Here is a 20223-nt window from a genome sequence, read left to right on the forward strand (position 1 = left end):
TTCATATCAGACCGCTACCACAACGATGGCGCCGATCACCAGCACGGCACCGGCCGCCATGGAAGCCGCATACCAACGCAACTGGCCGGTCTCGGTACGGCTCAGGGCGGTGTGACCGCCTTTGGCCGCGCGCGGGATCAAACCGATGGTCTGGTCGAGCGGGTCTTTACGCAGTACATGACTGATGGCCAGGTAGGGCTTGACGAACAGTTTGTCGTAGAGCCAGTCGAAGCCCCAGGCCGCGAACCACCAGGCCGAGAGGAAACGGCCGATGCCACTGTTGGCCACGGCGGTCACGAAGCGACGCTTGCCGAGGAACAGCAGGGCCGCCAGCAGGATACCGGCGATGGCAATGGCGCCCGAGGCGATTTCCAGGCTGTGCTTGGCGGCGCCGCCGGCATGGCCGGCGCTTTCCGGCAGTACACCGGCCAGTGGCGGGGTGATCAGCGCGCCGATGAAGGTCGACAGGATGATCAGCACCGACAGTGGCAACCAGTGGGAGATGCCATGGCCTGCGTGGGCTTCGGTCTTGGCTTCACCGTGGAAGGTGATGAAGATCAGGCGGAAGGTGTACAGCGAGGTCATGAACGCACCCACCAGGCCTGCGTACAGCAGGTTCTGGTTACCGCTGGCAAAGGCTTCCCAGAGGATTTCGTCCTTGGAGTAGAAACCGGCGGTCACCAGCGGCAGGGCGGCCAGGGCGGCACCACCGACGATGAAGCTGGCGTATGCCAGTGGCAGTTTCTTCCACAGGCCGCCCATCTTGAAGATGTTCTGCTCGTGGTGGCAGGCCACGATCACCGCACCGGAGGCCAGGAACAGCAGGGCCTTGAAGAAGGCGTGGGTCATCAGGTGGAAGATCGCCGCGTCCCAGGCGCCGACGCCCAGGGCCAGGAACATGTAGCCGATCTGGCTCATGGTCGAGTAGGCGAGGATCCGCTTGATGTCGGTCTGCACCAGCGCGGCGAAGCCGGCCAGTACCAGGGTCACGCCGCCGACGATGCCCACCAGGTGCAGGATGTCCGGCGCCAGGGTGAACAGGCCGTGGGTACGGGCGATCAGGTAGACACCGGCGGTCACCATGGTTGCGGCGTGGATCAGTGCCGACACCGGGGTAGGACCGGCCATCGCATCCGCCAGCCAGGTCTGCAGCGGCAGTTGCGCGGATTTACCCACGGCGCCGCCCAGCAGCATCAGGGTCGCCAGGGTGATCCAGAAGTCGCCGACCTGGAATTTCTGCGGTGCCAGCACCAGCAGTTCCTGGATGTTCAGCGTGCCCACCTGTTGGAACAGGATGAACAGGCCGATGGCCATGAACACGTCGCCGATGCGGGTGACGATAAATGCCTTGAGTGCCGCGTTACCGTTGTTGCGGTTGCTGTAGTAGAAACCGATCAACAGGTACGAACACAGGCCCACGCCTTCCCAACCGAAGTACAGGAACAACAGGTTATCGCCGAGCACCAGGAACAGCATGCTGGCGATAAACAGGTTGGTGTACGAGAAGAAGCGCGAGTAGCCCGCTTCACCGCGCATGTACCAGGACGCGAACAGGTGGATCAGGAAGCCCACGCCCACCACCACGCCAAGCATGGTGATCGACAGGCCGTCGACGTAGAGGGCGAAGTTGGGCTTGAAGCCTTCCACCGACATCCACTGCCACAGCACCAGGGTGTAGTGGCCGCTTTCCGGCGGTGCCACGTTGAATTGCCAGATGACGTAGGCGGCAACGATAGCCGACAGGCCAATGGAGCCCACACCGATCAGGGCCGAAAGGTTTTCCGACCAGCGTCCGCGAGAGAACGACAGCAGCAGGAAACCGATCAGGGGAAATACGAAAGTCAGAAAGATCATGTTCATCCGCGCATCTCACTGGCAGCGTCGATATCAAGCGTGTGGAAGCGACGATACAGTTGCAGCAGGATCGCCAGGCCGATACTGGCCTCGGCGGCTGCCAGGCTGATCACCAGGATGAACATGACTTGTCCATCCGGCTGGCCCCAACGTGCACCTGCAACGATGAACGCCAGTGCCGCAGCGTTCATCATGATTTCCAGGCTCATCAACACGAACAGAATGTTACGGCGAACCATCAGGCCGACCAGGCCAAGGCAGAACAGGATGCCGGCGACCGCCAGACCATGCTCCAAAGGGATAGCAGGCATCGTCATTGCTCCTTGGCTTCGTTGCGGCCCAAGTGGAAGGCAGTGATGGCTGCGGCGAGCAGCAGCATCGACGCCAGTTCGACCACCAGCAGGTACGGGCCGAACAGGCTGATGCCCACGGCTTTCGCGTCCACGGTGGTATGGCCGATGGCCTGGCCGCTCTGGTGAGCGAACAGCACATACAGCAGTTCACCCAGCAGCAGCGCTGCGAGGACAACCGGGCCGAGCCAGATGCCGGGCTTGAGCCAGACGCGTTCCTGGGCGACCGAGGCCGGCCCGAGGTTGAGCATCATCACCACAAACACGAACAGCACCATGATGGCGCCGGCGTAGGCGATCACTTCCAGCACACCGGCGAACGGTGCGCCGAGGCTGAAGAAGGTCATGGCCACGGCGATCAGCGAAATGATCAGGTAGAGCAGGGCGTGCACGGGGTTGGTGTTGGTGATCACGCGAAGCGTGGACACAACCGCGATACCCGATGCGAAATAGAAAGCGAATTCCATCTTTCTTCCTTAAGGCAGCAAGCTCTTCACGTTGATCGGCTCGGCTTCGTTTTGTGCGGCGCCTTTCGGCTTACCGGCAACGGCCATACCTGCAACACGATAGAAGTTGTAATCAGGGTTTTTACCGGGACCAGAGATCAAAAGATCTTCTTTCTCGTACACCAGGTCCTGACGTTTGAACTCGGCCATCTCGAAATCCGGTGTGAGCTGGATCGCGGTGGTCGGGCAAGCTTCCTCGCAGAGGCCGCAGAAAATGCAGCGCGAGAAGTTGATGCGGAAGAAGTCCGGGTACCAGCGACCGTCTTCGGTTTCAGCTTTCTGCAGGGAGATGCAACCCACCGGGCACGCCACGGCGCACAGGTTGCAGGCCACGCAACGCTCTTCGCCATCGGGGTCGCGGGTCAGCACGATGCGGCCGCGATAGCGCGGCGGCAGGTACACCGCTTCTTCCGGGTATTGCAGGGTGTCGCGTTTACGAAAGCCATGGCCGAAAACCATCACCAGGCTTCGCAACTGGGTACCGGTACCCTTAACGATGTCGCCAATATATTTGAACATGGGTCAAATCCTCACTGAACCGCGCCCGCTGGCGTGTTCAACAACACAACGGCAGCAGTCACCAGCAAATTGATCAGGGTCAGCGGCAGGCAGAAGCGCCAGCTGAAATCCATCACCTGGTCGTATCGTGGACGCGGAATGGAAGCGCGCAGCAGGATAAACAGCATGATGAAGAACGCGGTCTTCAGGAAGAACCAGAAGAACGCCAGCTGCGGCAGGATGCCGAACGGACCGTGCCAGCCGCCGAAGAACAGCGTGACCAGCAGGGCCGAGATCAAGATGATGCCGATGTACTCACCGACGAAGAACATGCCCCATTTCATGCCGGCGTATTCAATGTGGTAACCGTCGGCCAGTTCCTGTTCCGCTTCCGGCTGGTCGAACGGGTGACGGTGAGTCACGGCGACGCCGGCGATGAAGAAGGTACAGAAGCCGAAGAACTGCGGAATGATGAACCACAGGTTCTGCGCCTGGTACTCGACGATGTCGCGCATGTTGAACGAGCCGACCTGCACCACGATGCCCATCAGCGCGAGGCCCATGAACACTTCGTAGGACACGGTCTGGGCCGAGGCCCGCAAGCTGCCCAGCAGGGCGAACTTGTTGTTGCTCGACCAGCCGGCGAACAGCACCGCGTAGACCGACAGGCCGGCCATGGCGAAGAAGAACAGCAAGCCGATGTTCAGGTCCGCCACGCCCCAGGTCGGGGTGATCGGGATGATCGCGAAGGCGATCAGCAAGGCGCTCATGGCCACGACCGGTGCCAGGGTGAAGATCACCTTGTCGGCAAACGGCGGGGTCCAGTCTTCCTTGAAGAACATCTTCAGCATGTCGGCGGCGATCTGGAACATACCGAACGGGCCAACGCGGTTCGGACCGTAACGGTCCTGCCACCAGCCCAGCAGGCGACGTTCGACGAAGCTGAGCAGGGCGCCCGCGACGACCACGGCCAACAGGATCACGATGGCCTTGACGACCGAGATGATCACGTCGATCACTTCAGGGGTGAACCAGGTCATTGCGCTGCCTCCTGCAGACCGTCAACGGTTTTGCCGAAGATCGCCGGCGGGATGCCGGCGACGCCTTTAGGCAGGGCAACCAGGCCGGCACCCAGCTCTTCGTTGATGCGCAGCGGCAGACGCAGGGTCTGGCCGGCCACGGTCACGTCGAGCAGGGCGCCGTCGTTGACGCCCAGGCGGTCCGCTTCGGACTTGGCCACGGACACGTAGGCCTCGGGAATGCGCTCTTGTACCGGCGCGGCCTTGGAAGAGGTCTCTTCGCTGCCGAACAGGTGGAAGAACGGCACAACCTGCCAGGTGCCCTGGGCCGGGTTGAACGGACGCGGGACCGCAGCGAACCAGTTCAGCGCGTCGCCCTGGGGTTCGATCAGGCGAGTGCCCGGGTCGCCGGCGCGGATGTGACCACCGACTTCGTCCTGGAACTTGTTCCAGGCCTGTGGCGAGTTCCAGCCCGGCGACCAGGCAAACGGCACCTGCTGACGTGGCTCGACCGAACCCGAGTAACCTTCCATGGAGAAGGCGAACGCGGTGTCGTTGTCTTGCGGGGTACGCGGTTCGTGCACGCTGATGTCGGCGCGCATGGCGGTACGACCGGAGTAACGCAGCGGCTCACGGGCGAGCTTCATGCCCTTGATGCGGAACGCGGCGGACGGTGCGGCGTCGACGATACGCGCCAGCTGCGGCGCGCTCGCGGCGGCTGCGGCGGTGACGTGGTCGAGCTGGGTCCAGTCGATCGGCTGGTTCAGCAGGGTCGCGCGCAGGGCATGCAGCCAGCGCCAGCCTTCGTGAACCAGGATGCTGGCGTCCATGTACTTCGGATCGAACACCTGGAAGAAGCGCTGGGCACGGCCTTCCTGGCTGACCAGGGTGCCGTCGCCTTCGGCGAAGGTGGCGGCCGGCAGTACCAGGTCGGCGCGATCGCTGGTGGCGGTCTTCTGGTGGTCGGCGACGATCAGGACCTTGGCGGCGTTCAGCGCAGCGTCAACCTTGGCGGCGTCGGTGCGGGTGTACAGGTCGTTTTCCAGCACCACGATCGCATCGGCAGTGCCGTCGATCACGGTTTGCAGGGCGGCATCCAGGGACTCGCCGCCGAGCATGGCCAGGCCAAGGCTGTTGGCTTCCGGCACCACCAGGCTGATGGAGCCGTTCTTGTCGCGCAGCTTCAAGGCTTTGGCGATGTTGGCGGCGGCTTCGATCAAGGCCTTGGAACCCAGCGAGGTACCGGCAATGATCAATGGACGCTTGGCTGCCAGCAAGGCATCGGCAATGCGTTGGGCCAGTTCGGCGGCTTCAGTGTCCAGGCCTTCGACTGCCGGTGCGCTGGCGTCGAGGGCGTGGGCCACGGCGAAACCGATGCGGGCCAGGTCGTCCGGTGCGGCGTGGACGCATTCTTCGGCGATGTCGTCGAGCTTGGTTTCCGCCAGGCTGGCGATAAACAGCGGGTTCAGCGCGTGCTGGCCGATGTTTTTCACCGCAGCGTCGAGCCAAGGCTGGACGCGCATGGCGTCGGCCATGTCTTCGGCCTTGCCTTTGACCGACTGACGCAGGGACAGCGCGATACGCGCGGCGGTCTGGGTCAGGTCTTCACCGAGCACGAAGATGGCATCGTGGTCTTCGATGTCGCGCATGTTCGGCACCGGCAGCGGGCTGTCGTTCAGCACCTGCAGGACCAGGCGGATGCGCTCAAGCTCACCGGCTTCGATACCGGAGTAGAAGTGCTCGGCACCCACCAGCTCGCGCAACGCGTAGTTGCTTTCGAGGCTGGCGCGGGGCGAGCCGATACCGACGATGTTGCGGCCGCGCAGCAGGTCGGCGGCTTTGTCCAGCGCCGCGTCCAGGCTCAGCTTGGCGCCATCGGCCAGCAGTGGCTGGCGTGGGCGGTCTTCGCGGTTGACGTAGCCATAGCCGAAACGGCCACGGTCGCACAGGAAGTACTGGTTGACCGAACCGTTGAAGCGGTTTTCGATGCGACGCAGTTCGCCGTAGCGCTCGCCCGGGGAGATGTTGCAACCGCTCGAGCAGCCATGGCAGATGCTTGGCGAGAACTGCATGTCCCACTTACGGTTGTAGCGCTCGGAGTGGGTCTTGTCGGTGAACACACCGGTCGGGCAGACCTCGGTGAGGTTGCCGGAGAACTCGCTTTCGAGCACGCCGTCTTCAACGCGACCGAAGTACACGTTGTCGTGGGCGCCGAATACGCCGAGGTCGGTGCCGCCGGCGTAGTCTTTATAGAAACGTACGCAGCGGTAGCAGGCGATGCAGCGGTTCATTTCGTGGGAAATGAACGGGCCCAGTTGCTGGTTCTGGTGGGTACGCTTGGTGAAGCGATAACGGCGCTCGTTGTGGCCGGTCATCACCGTCATGTCTTGCAGGTGGCAGTGACCGCCTTCCTCACAGACCGGGCAGTCGTGGGGGTGGTTGGTCATCAGCCATTCGACAACGCTGGCGCGGAACGCCTTGGATTCTTCATCGTCGATGGAGATCCAGGTGTTGTCGGTGGCTGGGGTCATGCAGGACATGACGATACGACCACGGGTGTCGTTTTCGTCGGTGTACTGCTTGACCGCACACTGGCGACAGGCACCGACGCTACCAAGCGCGGGGTGCCAGCAGAAATACGGGATATCGAGGCCGAGTGACAGACACGCCTGTAACAGGTTGTCCGCCCCATCGACTTCGAGCGCTTTGCCGTCTACGTGGATAGTGGCCATGGTTCAAAGTTCTTCGTTGGCCCGTTGTCAGCGGGCGTGGCTAATGGAATCTTGTTATTCATGTGCATCTACACAGCCATGAAGGCGTCAGCACATGAGCAGGCGAAGGGCACGGACCCTTCGCCTGTTTAAGCGTTACGCGCCGACTACGATCGGCCTTGCCAGAGGCGGGACGGCGGCGCTGGTGGGCGCAATGCCGGCTTCGAACTCCGAGCGGAAGTATTTGATTGCGCTGCCCAATGGCTCCACGGCGCCCGGTGCGTGAGCACAGAAGGTCTTGCCTGGGCCGAGGAAGCCGACCAGGCCCAGCAGGGTTTCGATATCACCCTCGCGGCCTTCGCCATTTTCCAGGGCCATCAGCAGCTTCACGCTCCACGGCAGGCCGTCGCGGCATGGGGTGCAGAAGCCGCAGGATTCACGGGCAAAGAACTGCTCCATGTTGCGCAGCAGCGAGACCATGTTCACGGTGTTGTCCACCGCCATCGCCAGGCCGGTACCCATCCGGGTGCCCACCTTGCCGATGCCGCCGGCATACATCTGTGCGTCGAGGTGCTCGGGGAGCAGGAAGCCGGTGCCGGCGCCGCCTGGCTGCCAGGCCTTGAGGGTGTAGCCGTCGCGCATGCCGCCGGCGTAGTCCTCGAACAACTCGCGTGCGGTCACGCCGAACGGCAGCTCCCACAGGCCAGGGTTCTTGACCTTGCCGGAGAAGCCCATGAGCTTGGTGCCCATGTCTTCACTGCCTTCGCGGGCCAACGATTTGTACCAGTCCACGCCGTCGGCGATGATCGCCGGCACGTTGCACAGGGTCTCGACGTTGTTCACGCAGGTCGGCTTGCCCCACACGCCCACGGCGGCAGGGAAGGGCGGCTTGGAGCGCGGGTTGGCGCGGCGGCCTTCGAGGGAGTTGATCAGTGCGGTTTCTTCACCGCAGATGTAACGCCCGGCGCCGGTGTGCACGAACAGTTCGAAGTCAAAGCCCGAACCGAGGATGTTCTTGCCCAGCAGGCCTGCGGCCTTGGCTTCTGCCACGGCACGGTTGAGGTGCTTGGCGGCGGTGGTGTATTCGCCGCGCAGGAAGATGTAGCCACGGTAGGTTTTCAGCGCGCGGGCGCTGATCAGCATGCCTTCGATCAGCAGATGGGGCAGTTGCTCCATCAGCATGCGGTCTTTCCAGGTGTTGGGTTCCATTTCATCCGCGTTGCACAGCAGGTAGCGGATGTTGATGGATTCGTCTTTGGGCATCAGGCCCCACTTAACACCGGTGGGGAAGCCTGCACCGCCGCGACCCTTGAGGCCGGCGTCCTTCACGGTCTGGACGATGTCGTCCTGGGCCATGTCGGCGAAGGCCTTGCGCGCAGCGGCGTAGCCGTTCTTGGCCTGGTACTCGTCGAGCCATACCGGCTCGCCGTCGTCACGCAGGCGCCAGGTCAGCGGGTGGGTCTCGGCCGAACGCTTGATCAGGTTGGCCGGGCCGAAGGAAGTCAGGGTCATGGGTAGCCCTCGAGCAATTGGGTCACGCCAGCAGGCTGCACGTCACCGAATGTGTCGTCGTCGATCATCAACGCCGGCGCCTTGTCGCAGTTGCCCAGGCAGCACACCGGCAGCAGCGTGAAGCGGCCGTCCGGGGTGGTCTGGCCGAGGCCGATGCCCAGCTTGGCCTGGATCTCGCTGACCACCGACTCGTGGCCACCGATGTAGCAGACCATGCTGTCGCACACGCGAATGATGTGGCGGCCGACCGGCTGGCGGAAGATCTGGCTGTAGAACGTCGCCACGCCTTCAACGTCGCTGGCGGGGATGCCGAGGATCTCGCCGATGGCGTAGAGGGCGCCGTCCGGCACCCAGCCACGTTCCTTCTGGACGATCTTCAAGGCCTCGATCGACGCCGCGCGCGGGTCTTCGTAGTGATGCAGCTCGTGCTCGATGGCCGAGCGCTCGGTTTCACTCAAGGTGAAACGGTCTGTCTGGATAAGCGTGCTGTTCATGCTTAGCGGTCCACGTCGGCCATAACGAAATCGATACTACCCAGGTACGCAATCAAGTCCGCGACCATCTCGCCTTTGATCACCGAAGGGATCTGCTGCAAGTGGGCGAAGCTTGGGGTACGAATCCGGGTGCGGTAGCTCATGGTGCCGCCATCGCTCGTCAGGTAATAACTGTTGATACCCTTGGTCGCTTCGATCATCTGGAAGGATTCGTTGGCCGGCATTACCGGGCCCCACGAAACCTGCAGGAAGTGCGTGATCAGGGTTTCGATGTGCTGCAGCGTGCGCTCTTTCGGCGGCGGCGTGGTCAGCGGGTGATCCGCCTTGTACGGGCCGGCCGGCATGTTGCGCATGCACTGCTCGATGATCTTCAGGCTCTGGCGCATTTCTTCGACGCGCACGATGCAACGGTCGTAGGCATCGCCATTGGCCGCCAGCGGGACTTCGAACTCGAAGTTCTCGTAGCCGGAATAGGGGCGCGCTTTACGCAGGTCGAAGTCGCAACCGGTCGAACGCAGGCCGGCACCGGTGACGCCCCATTCCAGGGCCTCTTTGGTGTTGTACTGGGCGACGCCGATGGTACGGCCCTTGAGGATGCTGTTATCCAACGCAGCCTTCTGGTACTCGTCCAGGCGCTTGGGCATCCAGTCGATGAATTCCTTGACCAGGCGTTCCCAGCCATTCGGCAGGTCGTGGGCGACGCCGCCGATGCGGTACCAGGCCGGGTGCAGGCGGAAACCGGTGATGGCTTCGATGACCTTGTAGGCGCGCTGACGGTCGGTGAAGGTGAAGAACACCGGGGTCATGGCGCCGACGTCCTGGATATAGGTACCCAGGAACAGCAGGTGGCTGGTGATCCGGAAGAACTCGGCCATCATGATGCGGATGGTGTCGACGCGGTCCGGGACCTTGATGCCGGCCAGCTTCTCGACCGAGAGCACGTACGGCAGGTTGTTCATCACGCCGCCGAGGTAGTCGATACGGTCGGTGTACGGGATGAAGCTGTGCCACGACTGACGCTCGGCCATCTTCTCGGCACCACGGTGGTGGTAGCCGATGTCCGGTACGCAGTCGACGATTTCTTCGCCGTCCAGTTGCAGGATGATGCGGAAGGCACCGTGGGCCGAAGGGTGGTTCGGGCCCAGGTTGAGGAACATGTAGTCCTCGTTGGTGCCGGAGCGCTTCATGCCCCAGTCTTCCGGACGGAAGCGCGCGGCCTCTTCTTCAAGCTGCTGCTTGGCGAGGTTGAGGCTGAACGGGTCGAATTCGGTGGCGCGGGCAGGGAAGTCCTTGCGCAGCGGGTGACCTTCCCACGTTGGCGGCATCATGATGCGCGTCAGGTGCGGGTGGCCCGGGAAGTCGATACCGAACATGTCCCAGACTTCGCGCTCGTACCAGCTGGCGTTCGGCCAGATACCGGTCACGGTCGGCACGCTCAGGTCGCTCTCGGACAGTGCGACCTTGATCATCACGTCGCTGTTACGTTCCAGCGACATCAGGTGATAGAACACGGTGAAATCGGCGCCGCTCGGCAGACCCTGGCGCTTGGTGCGCAGGCGCTCGTCCACGCCATGCAGGTCATAGAGCATGACGTACGGCTTGGGCAGGTTGCGCAGGAAGGTCAGGACTTCGACGAGCCTGGCGCGCGCCACCCACAGCACCGGCATACCGGTGCGTGTGGCCTGGGCGGTGAAGGCGTCAGGGCCAAAACGGTTATTGAGTTCGACGACCACATCCTGGTCGTCTGCCTTATAAGGCGGGATGTACAGAGCACTGCCTGTAGTCATGGTTTTTTATCGCTTTCGGTCAACGTAAAGAATGAAGCCAGGTTTTCGTTCTATAAAAGAAGCGGGGCTGGATCAGACTTCGTCGGGGCTGCGCAGGTTGGTGACTGCGATTCGCTGTTCGCGGCGCTGTTCCTTTTGCGACGGCATCTCGGCGCGGTACACGCCTTGATCGCCGACGACCCAGGAAAGCGGGCGACGCTCCTTGCCAATCGATTCCTGCAACAGCATCAAGCCTTGCAGGAATGCTTCGGGGCGGGGCGGGCAGCCAGGCACGTAGACGTCCACGGGCAGGAACTTGTCCACCCCCTGAACCACGGAGTAGATGTCGTACATGCCACCGGAGTTGGCGCACGAACCCATGGAGATAACCCACTTTGGCTCGAGCATTTGCTCGTAGAGACGCTGGATGATCGGCGCCATCTTGATAAAGCAGGTACCGGCGATAACCATGAAATCCGCCTGGCGCGGTGATGCCCGGATCACTTCGGCGCCAAAGCGCGCGATGTCGTGGGGCGCCGTGAAGGCGGTGGTCATTTCCACGTAGCAGCACGAAAGACCGAAGTTGTACGGCCACAGGGAGTTCTTACGTCCCCAGTTGACCGCGCCACTCAGCACGTCTTCGAGTTTGCCCATGTAGATGTTCTTGTGGACTTGGTCTTCTAACGGATCGGAAACGGTTTCCCGTTCGCCGATGGGGTACTGCTCGTTAGGAGCATCCGGGTCGATCCTGGTGAGATTGTATTGCATCGCCAAAGCCTCATTGTTTCAGCTTCGCTTGCCGCTTACGACGAGCTTCCGGAGCCCAGTCAAGGGCGCCCACTCGAAATAGGTAGACAAGGCCTGCCAACAGAATTGCTATGAAAACGAGGGCTTCGACGAATCCGGTCCAGCCGCTTTCGCGGACGGACACAGACCAGGCAAAGAGAAAGAGGGCTTCGATGTCGAAGATCACGAAGAGCATCGCGACCAGATAGAATTTGGCTGAGAGCCGCAAGCGGGCGCCACCTGTAGGCAGCATGCCGGATTCGAACGGTTCATTCTTGCTGCGGCCCCAGGCTTTTGACCCGAGGAGGCTGGACACACCGAGCATGAAGGCGCAAAGGCCGACAACACCGAGGAGGAAAATGGCAAAGCCCCAGTTGTGGGCCATGAGTCCTGTCGCTTCGGTCATGCTGGAAATCCTTAACAGAGAGCAAAGGTCTCTGAGCTCGAAAAAGTAACGATGCAGTGACGATATGTCGCACTGCAATCAATCGCGGTGATTTTATGGCTAAACACCGGGCAAGTAAAATTCCTAGGGCGAAATTATTCGATGGAATAAGCACATAGTGCACCTTCTTGGGGCTGTAGCCCTTGCGGGGCGGGCATTAGCGGGCATTTGATCAAATGTGTTTTGTTTAACCTGTAACGAAGTTTTTATGTTCTAAATGATAATGAATATTGTTTGCGCGGGGTTGAAGCGATTGTTTCTCATACAGCGGAGTAAGTTGCCGTTACTTGCCTGATTAGCGCGAGTTGTTGGAGCGGATCTTTTAACCGATTTATCTGCAGCCAATACCGCTCTGGATCAAGGTTTTGTACAAAATCTTCAGGTTGCGAGGGTTCCTCACCGCTATCGGGGGCAAGCCCCCTCCCACATTTTCCCGATTGAATCAGTGGGATGTGTACCGGCAAAAAAAACGCCCCGAACCAGTCGGGGCGTCAGATCGTGCGGCACTGCGGTTAGCTCTTTAACGGATCCGCCGTGGCCGTGTACTCACATCGATCAGTGGAACTGCTCTTCTTCGGTCGAACCGGTCAGCGCGGTCACGGACGAGGTGCCGCCCTGGATCACGGTGGTCATGTCGTCGAAGTAGCCGGTGCCCACTTCCTGCTGGTGGGCCACAAAGGTGTAGCCCTTGGCGGCGTCAGCGAATTCCTGTTCCTGCAGCTTCACGTAGGCGGTCATGTCGTTGCGGGCGTAGTCGTGCGCCAGGTTGAACATGCTGTGCCACATGTTGTGAATGCCGGCCAGGGTGATGAACTGGTGCTTGTAGCCCATGGCGGACAGTTCGCGCTGGAACTTGGCGATGGTCGCGTCGTCCAGGTTCTTTTTCCAGTTGAAGGAAGGCGAGCAGTTGTAGGACAGCAGCTGGTCCGGGTATTCCTTCTTGATTGCTTCGGCAAAGCGACGCGCTTCGTCCAGGTCCGGCTTGGCGGTTTCGCACCAGATCAGGTCGGCATACGGCGCGTAGGCCAGGCCGCGGGCGATGGCCTGGTCGAGACCGGCGCGCACTTTGTAGAAACCTTCCTGGGTACGTTCGCCGGTTACGAACGGCTGGTCGTACGGGTCACAGTCCGACGTCAGCAGGTCTGCAGCGTTGGCGTCGGTACGGGCCAGGATGATGGTCGGCGTGCCGGCAACGTCAGCCGCCAGGCGGGCAGCGGTCAGCTTCTGTACGGCTTCCTGGGTCGGTACCAGTACCTTGCCGCCCATGTGGCCGCATTTCTTCACCGAAGCCAGTTGGTCTTCGAAGTGCACGCCGGCCGCGCCAGCCTCGATCATGCTCTTCATCAGCTCGTAGGCGTTCAATACGCCGCCGAAACCGGCTTCGGCGTCGGCCACGATGGGCGCGAAGTAGTCGATGTAGCCTTCATCACCCGGGCCTTTACCGGCTTTCCACTGGATCTGGTCGGCACGACGGAACGAGTTGTTGATGCGCTTGACCACGGTCGGCACGGAGTCCACCGGGTACAGCGATTGGTCGGGGTACATGGATTCAGCGGAGTTGTTGTCCGCTGCCACTTGCCAGCCGGACAGGTAGATCGCCTGGATACCGGCTTTCACCTGTTGGACTGCCTGGCCACCAGTGAGGGCGCCCATGCAGTTGACGAAATCTTTCTCGGGGCGGAAGGACGGCTTGGCACCTTGGGTGACCAGCTTCCACAACTTCTCGGCGCCGAGTTTTGCAAAGGTGTGCTCAGGTTGAACCGAGCCACGCAGGCGGACGACGTCAGCAGCGGAATAAGCGCGGGTTACGCCTTTCCAGCGTGGGTTTTCAGCCCAGTCTTTCTCGAGGGCTGCAATTTGCTGTTCGCGTGTCAGTGCCATGGGGGAAAACCTCGTCGCATAGGTCTAGGTGGAAAATTCCATTTGCCAGCCACGTAGTGAATGCGTGGTTATGGCTGCTCGCTGACCAGAAGCTCAGGTGTTCAAGTCAAGTTCGGCGGGGCAGGCGACGGGATGAACGATGGCTCAAGGGAGGAGTTGAGCAGGTAAGGGCGAACTGCGAACGGTCTTCGGGCATCGTGGGCCTTTGTACTATCCATCAGTGTGTAGCCGGGTTACCTGGTTAGCTTCCGTCCCTCGGGACAACTTCGTTCCAGTCGCAACCTCGTCAAACACACCTTGTGGGCGGTACAGACACGAATCGGCTCGGGTGGGTAGCTTGGAGCGGCGATCCGAAGGCCCTTGCCAGGGCCCCTGATTAGCGGGAGCGAGGCCATCATGCCCATGCTTTTTTGGATCGTCAAATGTTTTGTAGTGCTTTTTTTCAGGCACTACATCTTTAGTCTAATACGACTCATCAGTCAGTTTTTGGTGCTTCAGTTCAGGGTGTCGACCTTGACCCGCAACGTCAGGTCATCGCGGCCCTGGGTAGAGTAGCTGCGGGTTGTGGAGGATTTATCGGCCTGGGTCTCGCGGTTGATGCCGGCCAGGGGGATCCATTCGCCAAGACGTCCGCTGACGGTTGTGTCGGTGCTTTGCACATTCACTACATCGGGACGTTCCTGGCTCATGCGGTCACGGTTGGTACTGATCGCCAGGTGCACGGTCTCGCCGGTGACGCTGGCGGTGACGTAGAAGCCCTGGGTGACGTTGCGGTACTGGGTCTGGTTCTGCGGGCGACCGTAAGCGTCGGGTTGGGTCGTGGTCAGTGGCACGCTCTGGCCGACCTGAATCAGCGCGGGCACGCCTTCGCTGGCCTGGATCTGCTGGATGCCGCCGTCGCGGCTGGCCGTGCCGTAGCTGATGATGCGGGTCTGGCTGTCGCCGCTGTTCTGCTGGTTGTTTTCATTGGTATCGACGGTGATCAGCAGGCGCTTGGCTGGTGTATCCAGCTGGGCGAGCAGCGCACGCAGGTCCTGGATCTTGCCGGGGGCAGCGTTAACGATAAGCTGGTTGCCGTAGGCGCTGACGGTGCCGTCCTTGCCGATGAAGTTCTGTGCAACCGGGAGCAGGTCGGTGCTGGTGCGGTTGCTCAGGTTGACGACTTCGGTGTCGGCCATTGCCGAGCAGCTGGCGGTGAGGAGGAGGGCGGTGAGCAGGGTGCGTAGGGACATGTCCGTTATCTCTGCGAGTCAGTTAGGCTTGATAGTGCCAGTTTGTCGGCCTGGGGTGTAGTGAGCGGGCTTGCCCCGCGCTGGGCTGCGTAGCAGCCCCTATAAAAAACGCCGCGTTCTTACGGAAAGAATGCGGCGTTTGGTTTGGGGCTGCTACGCAGCCCAGCGCGGGGCAAGCCCGCTCACCACAGGCAAGCTGGCTCACCACGGGCAAGCCCTTACAGCAGGGATCAGCCCCCGCGCACCATATCGACATGGGGAATCCCGACTTCCAGGAATTCCTCGCTGACGATCTTGAAGCCCAGTCGCTCATAGAACGGCGCCGCATACACCTGCGCGCTCAGGAACTGCTTGGTCTGGCCACGTTGCTCGGCCACGCCGATCACCGCTTCCATCAGCTTGTCGCCGACCTTCAGCCCGCGCCAGTCCTTGAGCACCGACACCCGGCCGATCTCGCCGCTGGGCAGCAGGCGCGCGGTGCCAATCGGAAAGTCGCCTTCGAATGCAAGGAAATGCACTGCGTCTGCGTCGTCCGCATCCCACTCAAGCTCAGGTGGAACCGATTGTTCAGCGATAAATACCGCTTCACGAATGCGCCGAATCTCGGCGATATCCTTATGCCAGTCCGCGACACCTACGTGAATCCTATTCATCGGCAAACCCCAGGCTTCCTTGCTTGACCAGCTCGCACAGCAGGTCACGGGCGTCTTCGTCCAGCAGCCATTCGCCGAGGTTTTCGGCGTGCAGGGCGTCGGCGGCGCAGACCAGTTTCAGCAGTTCGCGCAGTTTGCCCGGCAGGTAACGGCTCTGGCCGCTGGCGAACAGCAGGACGTCATCGTCGACTTCCGACCAGGCCATGCGCGCGCTTGGGTTGCGCACCAGGATCGCGCCGTCCTGCAGGCTGTTGATGAAGTCGTCTTCGCCCAGCTCTTCGCCTGCTACCAGTTCCGGGTAGCGCGGCTCGGTCATGAATTGGCCGAACCAGGTCAGCAGCATGCGCTCGTCGCTCATGTGCTCGGCCAGCAGGCTCTTGAGGCGGTCGAGGGCGTCGCTCTGGATCTGGTGCGGGTCGCTGACCGGCTGCGCGTCGGCGTCGGTGTAGCGCTCTTCGTCGGTCAGGTACTGGGCGAGGAAGTCGGTGAAGTGGGTCAGTACTTCTGCGGCGCTTGGGGCGCGAAAGCCCACCGAGTACGTCATGCAGTCATCTTCGGCGATGCCGAAATGCGCCAGGCGTGGCGGCAGGTAGAGCATGTCGCCCGGTTCCAGCACCCATTCGGCGCTTTCTTCGAATTCGGCGAGGATGCGCAGGTCGGCGTGTTGCAGCAGCGGGCTTTCGGAGCTGCACATCTGGCCGATCTTCCAGTTGCGCTTGCCCTGGGCCTGCAGCAGGAACACGTCGTAGTTGTCGAAGTGCGGGCCTACGCTGCCGCCGGGTGCGGCAAAGCTGATCATCACATCGTCGATGCGCCAGCTTGGCAGGAAGCGGAACTGCTCCAGCAACTCGGCCACTTCCGGCACGAACTGGTCGACCGCCTGTACCAGCAGGGTCCACTCACGCTCAGGCAGGGTGCTGAAGGCGTCTTCGGCGAACGGGCCGCGGCGCAGTTCCCACGGGCGTTCGCCGTGTTCGATCACCAGGCGCGATTCGACTTCTTCTTCCAGGGCCAGGCCGGCGAGTTCGTCGGCGTCGATCGGGCTTTCGAAGTCAGGGATCGCCTGGCGGATCAGCAGCGGTTTTTTCTGCCAGTAGTCGCGCAGGAATTCCCGTGCCGTAATGCCGCCCAGAAGTTGAAGAGGGATATCAGGATTCATGTGTAACCTATTGAAAAAAAGCACTTTTCAGACTGAAATAAAAACGCCCGGCGCGGCCGGGCGTCTCAAGGGGGCTTGCGCGAATCAGATGCGCTTGGCTTGCTCTACAGCGTTGCCGATGTAGTTGGCCGGGGTGAGCAGTTTCAGCTCGGCCTTGGCCGCGGCTGGCATGTCCAGGCCGTCGATGAAAGTTTGCAGTGCTTCAGGGCTGATGCCCTTGCCACGGGTCAACTCTTTCAGCTTCTCGTAAGGGTTTTCGATGTTGTAGCGGCGCATCACGGTCTGGATCGGCTCGGCCAGCACTTCCCAGCACGCGTCCAGGTCAGCGGCGATTTTCTGCGCGTTGAGCTCCAGTTTGCTGATGCCTTTGAGGCTGGCTTCGTACGCGATCACGCTGTGGGCAAAGCCCACGCCGAGGTTGCGCAGTACGGTGGAGTCGGTCAGGTCGCGCTGCCAGCGGGAGATCGGCAACTTGCTGGCCAGGTGCTGGAACAGGGCGTTGGCGATGCCGAGGTTGCCTTCGGAGTTTTCGAAGTCGATCGGGTTGACCTTGTGCGGCATGGTCGACGAACCGATTTCACCGGCAATGGTGCGCTGCTTGAAGTAGCCCAGGGAGATGTAGCCCCAGATATCGCGATCGAAGTCGATCAGGATGGTGTTGAAGCGCGCGATGGCGTCGAACAGCTCGGCAATATAGTCGTGGGGTTCGATCTGCGTGGTGTACGGGTTGAAGCCCAGGCCCAGCTCGTCTTCGATGAAGGCGCGGGCGTTGGCTTCCCAGTCGATCTCAGGGTAGGCCGACAGGTGCGCGTTGTAGTTGCCCACGGCGCCGTTGATCTTGCCTAGCAGTGGGACAGCGGCGACTTGAGCGATCTGGCGCTCCAGGCGATACACCACGTTGGCGAGTTCCTTGCCCAGGGTAGTCGGCGACGCCGGCTGGCCGTGGGTACGCGACAGCATCGGCACGTCGGCGAAACGGATGGCCAGCTCGCGGATCGCTTCGGCGGTCTGGCGCATCAGCGGCAGCATCACGTCATCACGGCCTTCGCGCAGCATCAGGGCGTGGGACAGGTTGTTGATGTCCTCGCTGGTGCAGGCAAAGTGGATGAATTCGCTGACCTGGGCCAGTTCCGGCAGCTTGGCCGCCTGCTCCTTGAGCAGGTATTCGATGGCCTTGACGTCGTGGTTGGTGGTGCGCTCGATCTCTTTCACACGCTCGGCGTGCTCCAGGGAGAAGTTGTCCGCCAGGGCGTCGAGTACAGCGTTGGCTTCGGCGGAGAACGCCGGCACTTCGCTGATGGCGGGGTGAGCGGCCAGGCGCTGGAGCCAGCGCACTTCAACCAGTACACGAGCACGGATCAGGCCGTATTCGCTGAAAATAGGGCGCAGGGCCTGGGTTTTGCCGGCGTAGCGGCCGTCAACAGGGGAAACCGCAGTGAGCGAAGAGAGCTGCATGGGGTGTTCTCGGACAGTCGGGCAACGAAATGGGGCGCGTATCATACATGAAAAAATCCGCCGGTCCGTTGCCAACTGACCGGCGTATTACGCGTAACGGCTTGAAAATAGCCTGTCGGTGCGACTTATTCGTTGCGCATCAACGGGTAAAGCTCTTTGAGCAATTTGCGTCGGCTGATCACCAGCTGCCAGCGATGACCGCCCAATTGCCGCCACAACCGCGCCGAACGAATGCCGGCGAGCAGCAGTGCGCGGATTTTCGAGGCGTTGTTCGGTTGCTGCAGGTTGCGCATGTCGCCGTGCACCTGGATGCGCTGGCGCAAGGTGCTCAAGGTGTCCTGGTACAGCGCACCGCAGGCGGCGATCACGTTTTCGTGGGCCGGGCCGAAGTGTTCTACCTGGGACTGGATCTGCGGCAGGCGTTTGCCGATGGTTTCCAGCATGTCTTCGCGCTTGGCCAGCTGGCGCTCGAGGCCGAGCATCGACAGGGCGTAGCGCAGCGGCTCACGCTGCAAGGTACTCGGGTCGCGCTCCAGGGCGCCGATCAGTGCGCGGTAACCTTCACGCAGTGCGAGGTCGTCGCCGCCGTAGACTTCCAGGGTGTCCTTGGGGTCGCGGATCAGCAGGCTGCCGAGCATGCAGGTCAGGCCGGCTTCGGTAACCTGGCCGGTCTTGGCGATCTTGTCCACCAGCACGGCGGAGAGAAATACCCCGCCGAGTGCTGTCAATTGCTCCTGGGTCGGGCTCATGCCGGGTTGCTCCAGGCTTCGGCGACTTCAATCACGCCGCCGCCCAGGCAAATTTCGCCGTCATAGAACACCACGGACTGGCCAGGGGTGACCGCGCGTTGCGGGTCATCAAAGGTGGCGCGGTAGCCCGTCGCGGTTTTTTCCAGGACGCAGGGCTGGTCGCCCTGGCGATAGCGTACCTTGGCCGTCAGGCGGCGCGGGGTGCTCAGGTCGATCGGGTTGACCCAATAGATCTCCGAGGCCAGCAGTGCGCCCGAGAACAGCAGCGGGTGTTCATTGCCCTGGCCGACGATCAGCACGTTGTGTTCCAGGTCCTTGACCAGCACGTACCACGGCTCTTCGCCGGCATCCTTCAGGCCGCCGATGCCCAGGCCCTGGCGCTGGCCGATGGTGTGGTACATCAGGCCGTGGTGACGGCCGATCACTTCGCCGTCGGTGGTCCTGATCTCGCCCGGCTGCGCCGGCAGGTACTGCTTGAGGAAGTCGCTGAAGCGGCGCTCGCCGATAAAGCAGATCCCGGTGGAGTCCTTCTTCTTGGCGGTCGCCAGGCCGTGTTGCTCGGCGATCCTGCGCACTTCTGGCTTTTCCAGCTCGCCCACCGGGAACAGGGTCTTGGCGATCTGTTCACCACCGACGGCGTGCAGGAAGTAGCTCTGGTCCTTGTTCGGGTCCAGGCCCTTGAGCAGTTCGGTGCGGCCATCGATGTCACGGCGGCGCACGTAGTGGCCAGTGGCAATCAAATCGGCGCCAAGGATCATGGCGTAGTCGAGGAACGCCTTGAACTTGATTTCGCGGTTGCACAGGATGTCCGGGTTCGGCGTGCGACCAGCCTTGTATTCGGCCAGGAAGTGCTCGAACACGTTGTCCCAGTACTCGGCGGCGAAGTTGGCGGTGTGCAGCTTGATGCCAATTTTGTCGCACACGGCCTGGGCGTCCGCGAGGTCGTCCATGGCGGTGCAATATTCCGTTCCATCGTCTTCTTCCCAGTTCTTCATGAACAGGCCTTCCACCTCATAACCCTGCTCCATGAGCAGAACGGCGGAAACGGAAGAGTCCACGCCGCCGGACATGCCGACGATGACGCGCTTCTTTTGTGTGTCAGAAGGGGCTGGATCACGCATAGGGTTTCAACGGGTGTCTTGAAAAAGGACGC

General features: G+C 61.7%; 18 protein-coding genes. All 18 read right to left on the reverse strand.

Annotation, left to right across the window (positions count from 1 at the left end; all coding sequences use genetic code 11):
• Window positions 1-6 precede the first annotated feature (6 nt).
• Window positions 7-1860 carry an NADH-quinone oxidoreductase subunit L gene (gene nuoL, locus B9N88_RS23110; RefSeq protein ID WP_027606323.1) on the reverse strand — a complete coding sequence of 618 codons (1854 nt, stop codon included), beginning with the start codon at window positions 1858-1860 and terminating at the stop codon, window positions 7-9.
• Window positions 1857-2165 (reverse strand): NADH-quinone oxidoreductase subunit NuoK, encoded by a 309-nt coding sequence (nuoK, locus tag B9N88_RS23115; RefSeq protein WP_003174727.1) that lies wholly within the window; start codon window positions 2163-2165, stop codon window positions 1857-1859. The genes nuoL and nuoK overlap by 4 nt, the downstream gene beginning before the upstream one ends.
• Before the next feature lie 2 nt (window positions 2166-2167).
• Complete coding sequence (nuoJ, locus tag B9N88_RS23120; protein ID WP_003174726.1) at window positions 2168-2671, reverse strand: NADH-quinone oxidoreductase subunit J; 504 nt, start codon at window positions 2669-2671, stop codon at window positions 2168-2170.
• A 9-nt stretch (window positions 2672-2680) separates the two neighbouring features.
• A complete protein-coding gene (nuoI, locus tag B9N88_RS23125) occupies window positions 2681-3229 on the reverse strand; it encodes an NADH-quinone oxidoreductase subunit NuoI (protein ID WP_003174725.1) in 549 nt (182 codons plus the stop codon).
• A gap of 11 nt (window positions 3230-3240) precedes the next feature.
• Complete coding sequence (gene nuoH / locus B9N88_RS23130) at window positions 3241-4248, reverse strand: NADH-quinone oxidoreductase subunit NuoH (RefSeq protein ID WP_017137518.1); 1008 nt, start codon at window positions 4246-4248, stop codon at window positions 3241-3243.
• A complete protein-coding gene (nuoG, locus tag B9N88_RS23135) occupies window positions 4245-6959 on the reverse strand; it encodes an NADH-quinone oxidoreductase subunit NuoG (protein WP_027606324.1) in 2715 nt (904 codons plus the stop codon). The genes nuoH and nuoG overlap by 4 nt, the downstream gene beginning before the upstream one ends.
• A gap of 135 nt (window positions 6960-7094) precedes the next feature.
• Complete coding sequence (gene nuoF / locus B9N88_RS23140) at window positions 7095-8450, reverse strand: NADH-quinone oxidoreductase subunit NuoF (RefSeq protein ID WP_027606325.1); 1356 nt, start codon at window positions 8448-8450, stop codon at window positions 7095-7097.
• On the reverse strand, window positions 8447-8944 hold the full coding sequence (gene nuoE, locus B9N88_RS23145; RefSeq protein WP_010566874.1) for an NADH-quinone oxidoreductase subunit NuoE: 498 nt from the start codon (window positions 8942-8944) through the stop codon (window positions 8447-8449). The genes nuoF and nuoE overlap by 4 nt, the downstream gene beginning before the upstream one ends.
• 2 nt (window positions 8945-8946) lie before the next feature.
• Window positions 8947-10731, reverse strand: a complete 1785-nt coding sequence (nuoC, locus tag B9N88_RS23150) for an NADH-quinone oxidoreductase subunit C/D (protein ID WP_027606326.1) — start codon at window positions 10729-10731, stop codon at window positions 8947-8949.
• Window positions 10732-10803: 72 nt separating this feature from the next.
• On the reverse strand, window positions 10804-11478 hold the full coding sequence (locus B9N88_RS23155; protein ID WP_003174719.1) for a NuoB/complex I 20 kDa subunit family protein: 675 nt from the start codon (window positions 11476-11478) through the stop codon (window positions 10804-10806).
• A 10-nt stretch (window positions 11479-11488) separates the two neighbouring features.
• On the reverse strand, window positions 11489-11902 hold the full coding sequence (locus tag B9N88_RS23160; protein ID WP_003219575.1) for an NADH-quinone oxidoreductase subunit A: 414 nt from the start codon (window positions 11900-11902) through the stop codon (window positions 11489-11491).
• Window positions 11903-12496: 594 nt separating this feature from the next.
• Entirely contained in the window at window positions 12497-13822 is a 1326-nt protein-coding gene (gene aceA / locus B9N88_RS23165; RefSeq protein WP_003219577.1) for an isocitrate lyase, read from the reverse strand.
• A gap of 494 nt (window positions 13823-14316) precedes the next feature.
• Window positions 14317-15054: a secretin N-terminal domain-containing protein gene (locus B9N88_RS23170; protein ID WP_027606327.1), complete on the reverse strand. Its 738-nt coding sequence runs from the start codon at window positions 15052-15054 to the stop codon at window positions 14317-14319.
• A gap of 230 nt (window positions 15055-15284) precedes the next feature.
• The gene (locus B9N88_RS23175; RefSeq protein WP_027606328.1) at window positions 15285-15707 is read right to left on the reverse strand and encodes a GNAT family N-acetyltransferase; all 423 of its coding nucleotides are present in this window, start codon (window positions 15705-15707) and stop codon (window positions 15285-15287) included.
• Window positions 15700-16866 carry a ribosomal protein uL16 3-hydroxylase gene (locus B9N88_RS23180; RefSeq protein ID WP_027606329.1) on the reverse strand — a complete coding sequence of 389 codons (1167 nt, stop codon included), beginning with the start codon at window positions 16864-16866 and terminating at the stop codon, window positions 15700-15702. The genes B9N88_RS23175 and B9N88_RS23180 overlap by 8 nt, the downstream gene beginning before the upstream one ends.
• 84 nt (window positions 16867-16950) lie before the next feature.
• A complete protein-coding gene (gene purB, locus B9N88_RS23185; RefSeq protein ID WP_027606330.1) occupies window positions 16951-18321 on the reverse strand; it encodes an adenylosuccinate lyase in 1371 nt (456 codons plus the stop codon).
• A gap of 125 nt (window positions 18322-18446) precedes the next feature.
• Entirely contained in the window at window positions 18447-19070 is a 624-nt protein-coding gene (gene hflD / locus B9N88_RS23190) for a high frequency lysogenization protein HflD (RefSeq protein ID WP_027606331.1), read from the reverse strand.
• Window positions 19067-20191 carry a tRNA 2-thiouridine(34) synthase MnmA gene (mnmA, locus tag B9N88_RS23195; RefSeq protein ID WP_027606332.1) on the reverse strand — a complete coding sequence of 375 codons (1125 nt, stop codon included), beginning with the start codon at window positions 20189-20191 and terminating at the stop codon, window positions 19067-19069. The genes hflD and mnmA overlap by 4 nt, the downstream gene beginning before the upstream one ends.
• Between the last annotated feature and the right edge of the window lie 32 nt (window positions 20192-20223).

Origin of the sequence: Pseudomonas sp. LAMO17WK12:I1, assembly GCF_900177315.1 — a bacterium.
GTDB lineage: Bacteria > Pseudomonadota > Gammaproteobacteria > Pseudomonadales > Pseudomonadaceae > Aquipseudomonas > Aquipseudomonas marginalis.

What these genes read in the sequence shown, in the direction of transcription:
- nuoL (WP_027606323.1), bottom strand. Translation starts at nt 1,860, where the DNA reads ATGAACATGATCTTTCTGACTTTCGTATTTCCCCTGATCGGTTTCCTG.
- nuoK (WP_003174727.1), bottom strand. Translation starts at nt 2,165, where the DNA reads ATGCCTGCTATCCCTTTGGAGCATGGTCTGGCGGTCGCCGGCATCCTG.
- nuoJ (WP_003174726.1), bottom strand. Translation starts at nt 2,671, where the DNA reads ATGGAATTCGCTTTCTATTTCGCATCGGGTATCGCGGTTGTGTCCACG.
- nuoI (WP_003174725.1), bottom strand. Translation starts at nt 3,229, where the DNA reads ATGTTCAAATATATTGGCGACATCGTTAAGGGTACCGGTACCCAGTTG.
- nuoH (WP_017137518.1), bottom strand. Translation starts at nt 4,248, where the DNA reads ATGACCTGGTTCACCCCTGAAGTGATCGACGTGATCATCTCGGTCGTC.
- nuoG (WP_027606324.1), bottom strand. Translation starts at nt 6,959, where the DNA reads ATGGCCACTATCCACGTAGACGGCAAAGCGCTCGAAGTCGATGGGGCG.
- nuoF (WP_027606325.1), bottom strand. Translation starts at nt 8,450, where the DNA reads ATGACCCTGACTTCCTTCGGCCCGGCCAACCTGATCAAGCGTTCGGCC.
- nuoE (WP_010566874.1), bottom strand. Translation starts at nt 8,944, where the DNA reads ATGAACAGCACGCTTATCCAGACAGACCGTTTCACCTTGAGTGAAACC.
- nuoC (WP_027606326.1), bottom strand. Translation starts at nt 10,731, where the DNA reads ATGACTACAGGCAGTGCTCTGTACATCCCGCCTTATAAGGCAGACGAC.
- B9N88_RS23155 (WP_003174719.1), bottom strand. Translation starts at nt 11,478, where the DNA reads ATGCAATACAATCTCACCAGGATCGACCCGGATGCTCCTAACGAGCAG.
- B9N88_RS23160 (WP_003219575.1), bottom strand. Translation starts at nt 11,902, where the DNA reads ATGACCGAAGCGACAGGACTCATGGCCCACAACTGGGGCTTTGCCATT.
- aceA (WP_003219577.1), bottom strand. Translation starts at nt 13,822, where the DNA reads ATGGCACTGACACGCGAACAGCAAATTGCAGCCCTCGAGAAAGACTGG.
- B9N88_RS23170 (WP_027606327.1), bottom strand. Translation starts at nt 15,054, where the DNA reads ATGTCCCTACGCACCCTGCTCACCGCCCTCCTCCTCACCGCCAGCTGC.
- B9N88_RS23175 (WP_027606328.1), bottom strand. Translation starts at nt 15,707, where the DNA reads ATGAATAGGATTCACGTAGGTGTCGCGGACTGGCATAAGGATATCGCC.
- B9N88_RS23180 (WP_027606329.1), bottom strand. Translation starts at nt 16,866, where the DNA reads ATGAATCCTGATATCCCTCTTCAACTTCTGGGCGGCATTACGGCACGG.
- purB (WP_027606330.1), bottom strand. Translation starts at nt 18,321, where the DNA reads ATGCAGCTCTCTTCGCTCACTGCGGTTTCCCCTGTTGACGGCCGCTAC.
- hflD (WP_027606331.1), bottom strand. Translation starts at nt 19,070, where the DNA reads ATGAGCCCGACCCAGGAGCAATTGACAGCACTCGGCGGGGTATTTCTC.
- mnmA (WP_027606332.1), bottom strand. Translation starts at nt 20,191, where the DNA reads ATGCGTGATCCAGCCCCTTCTGACACACAAAAGAAGCGCGTCATCGTC.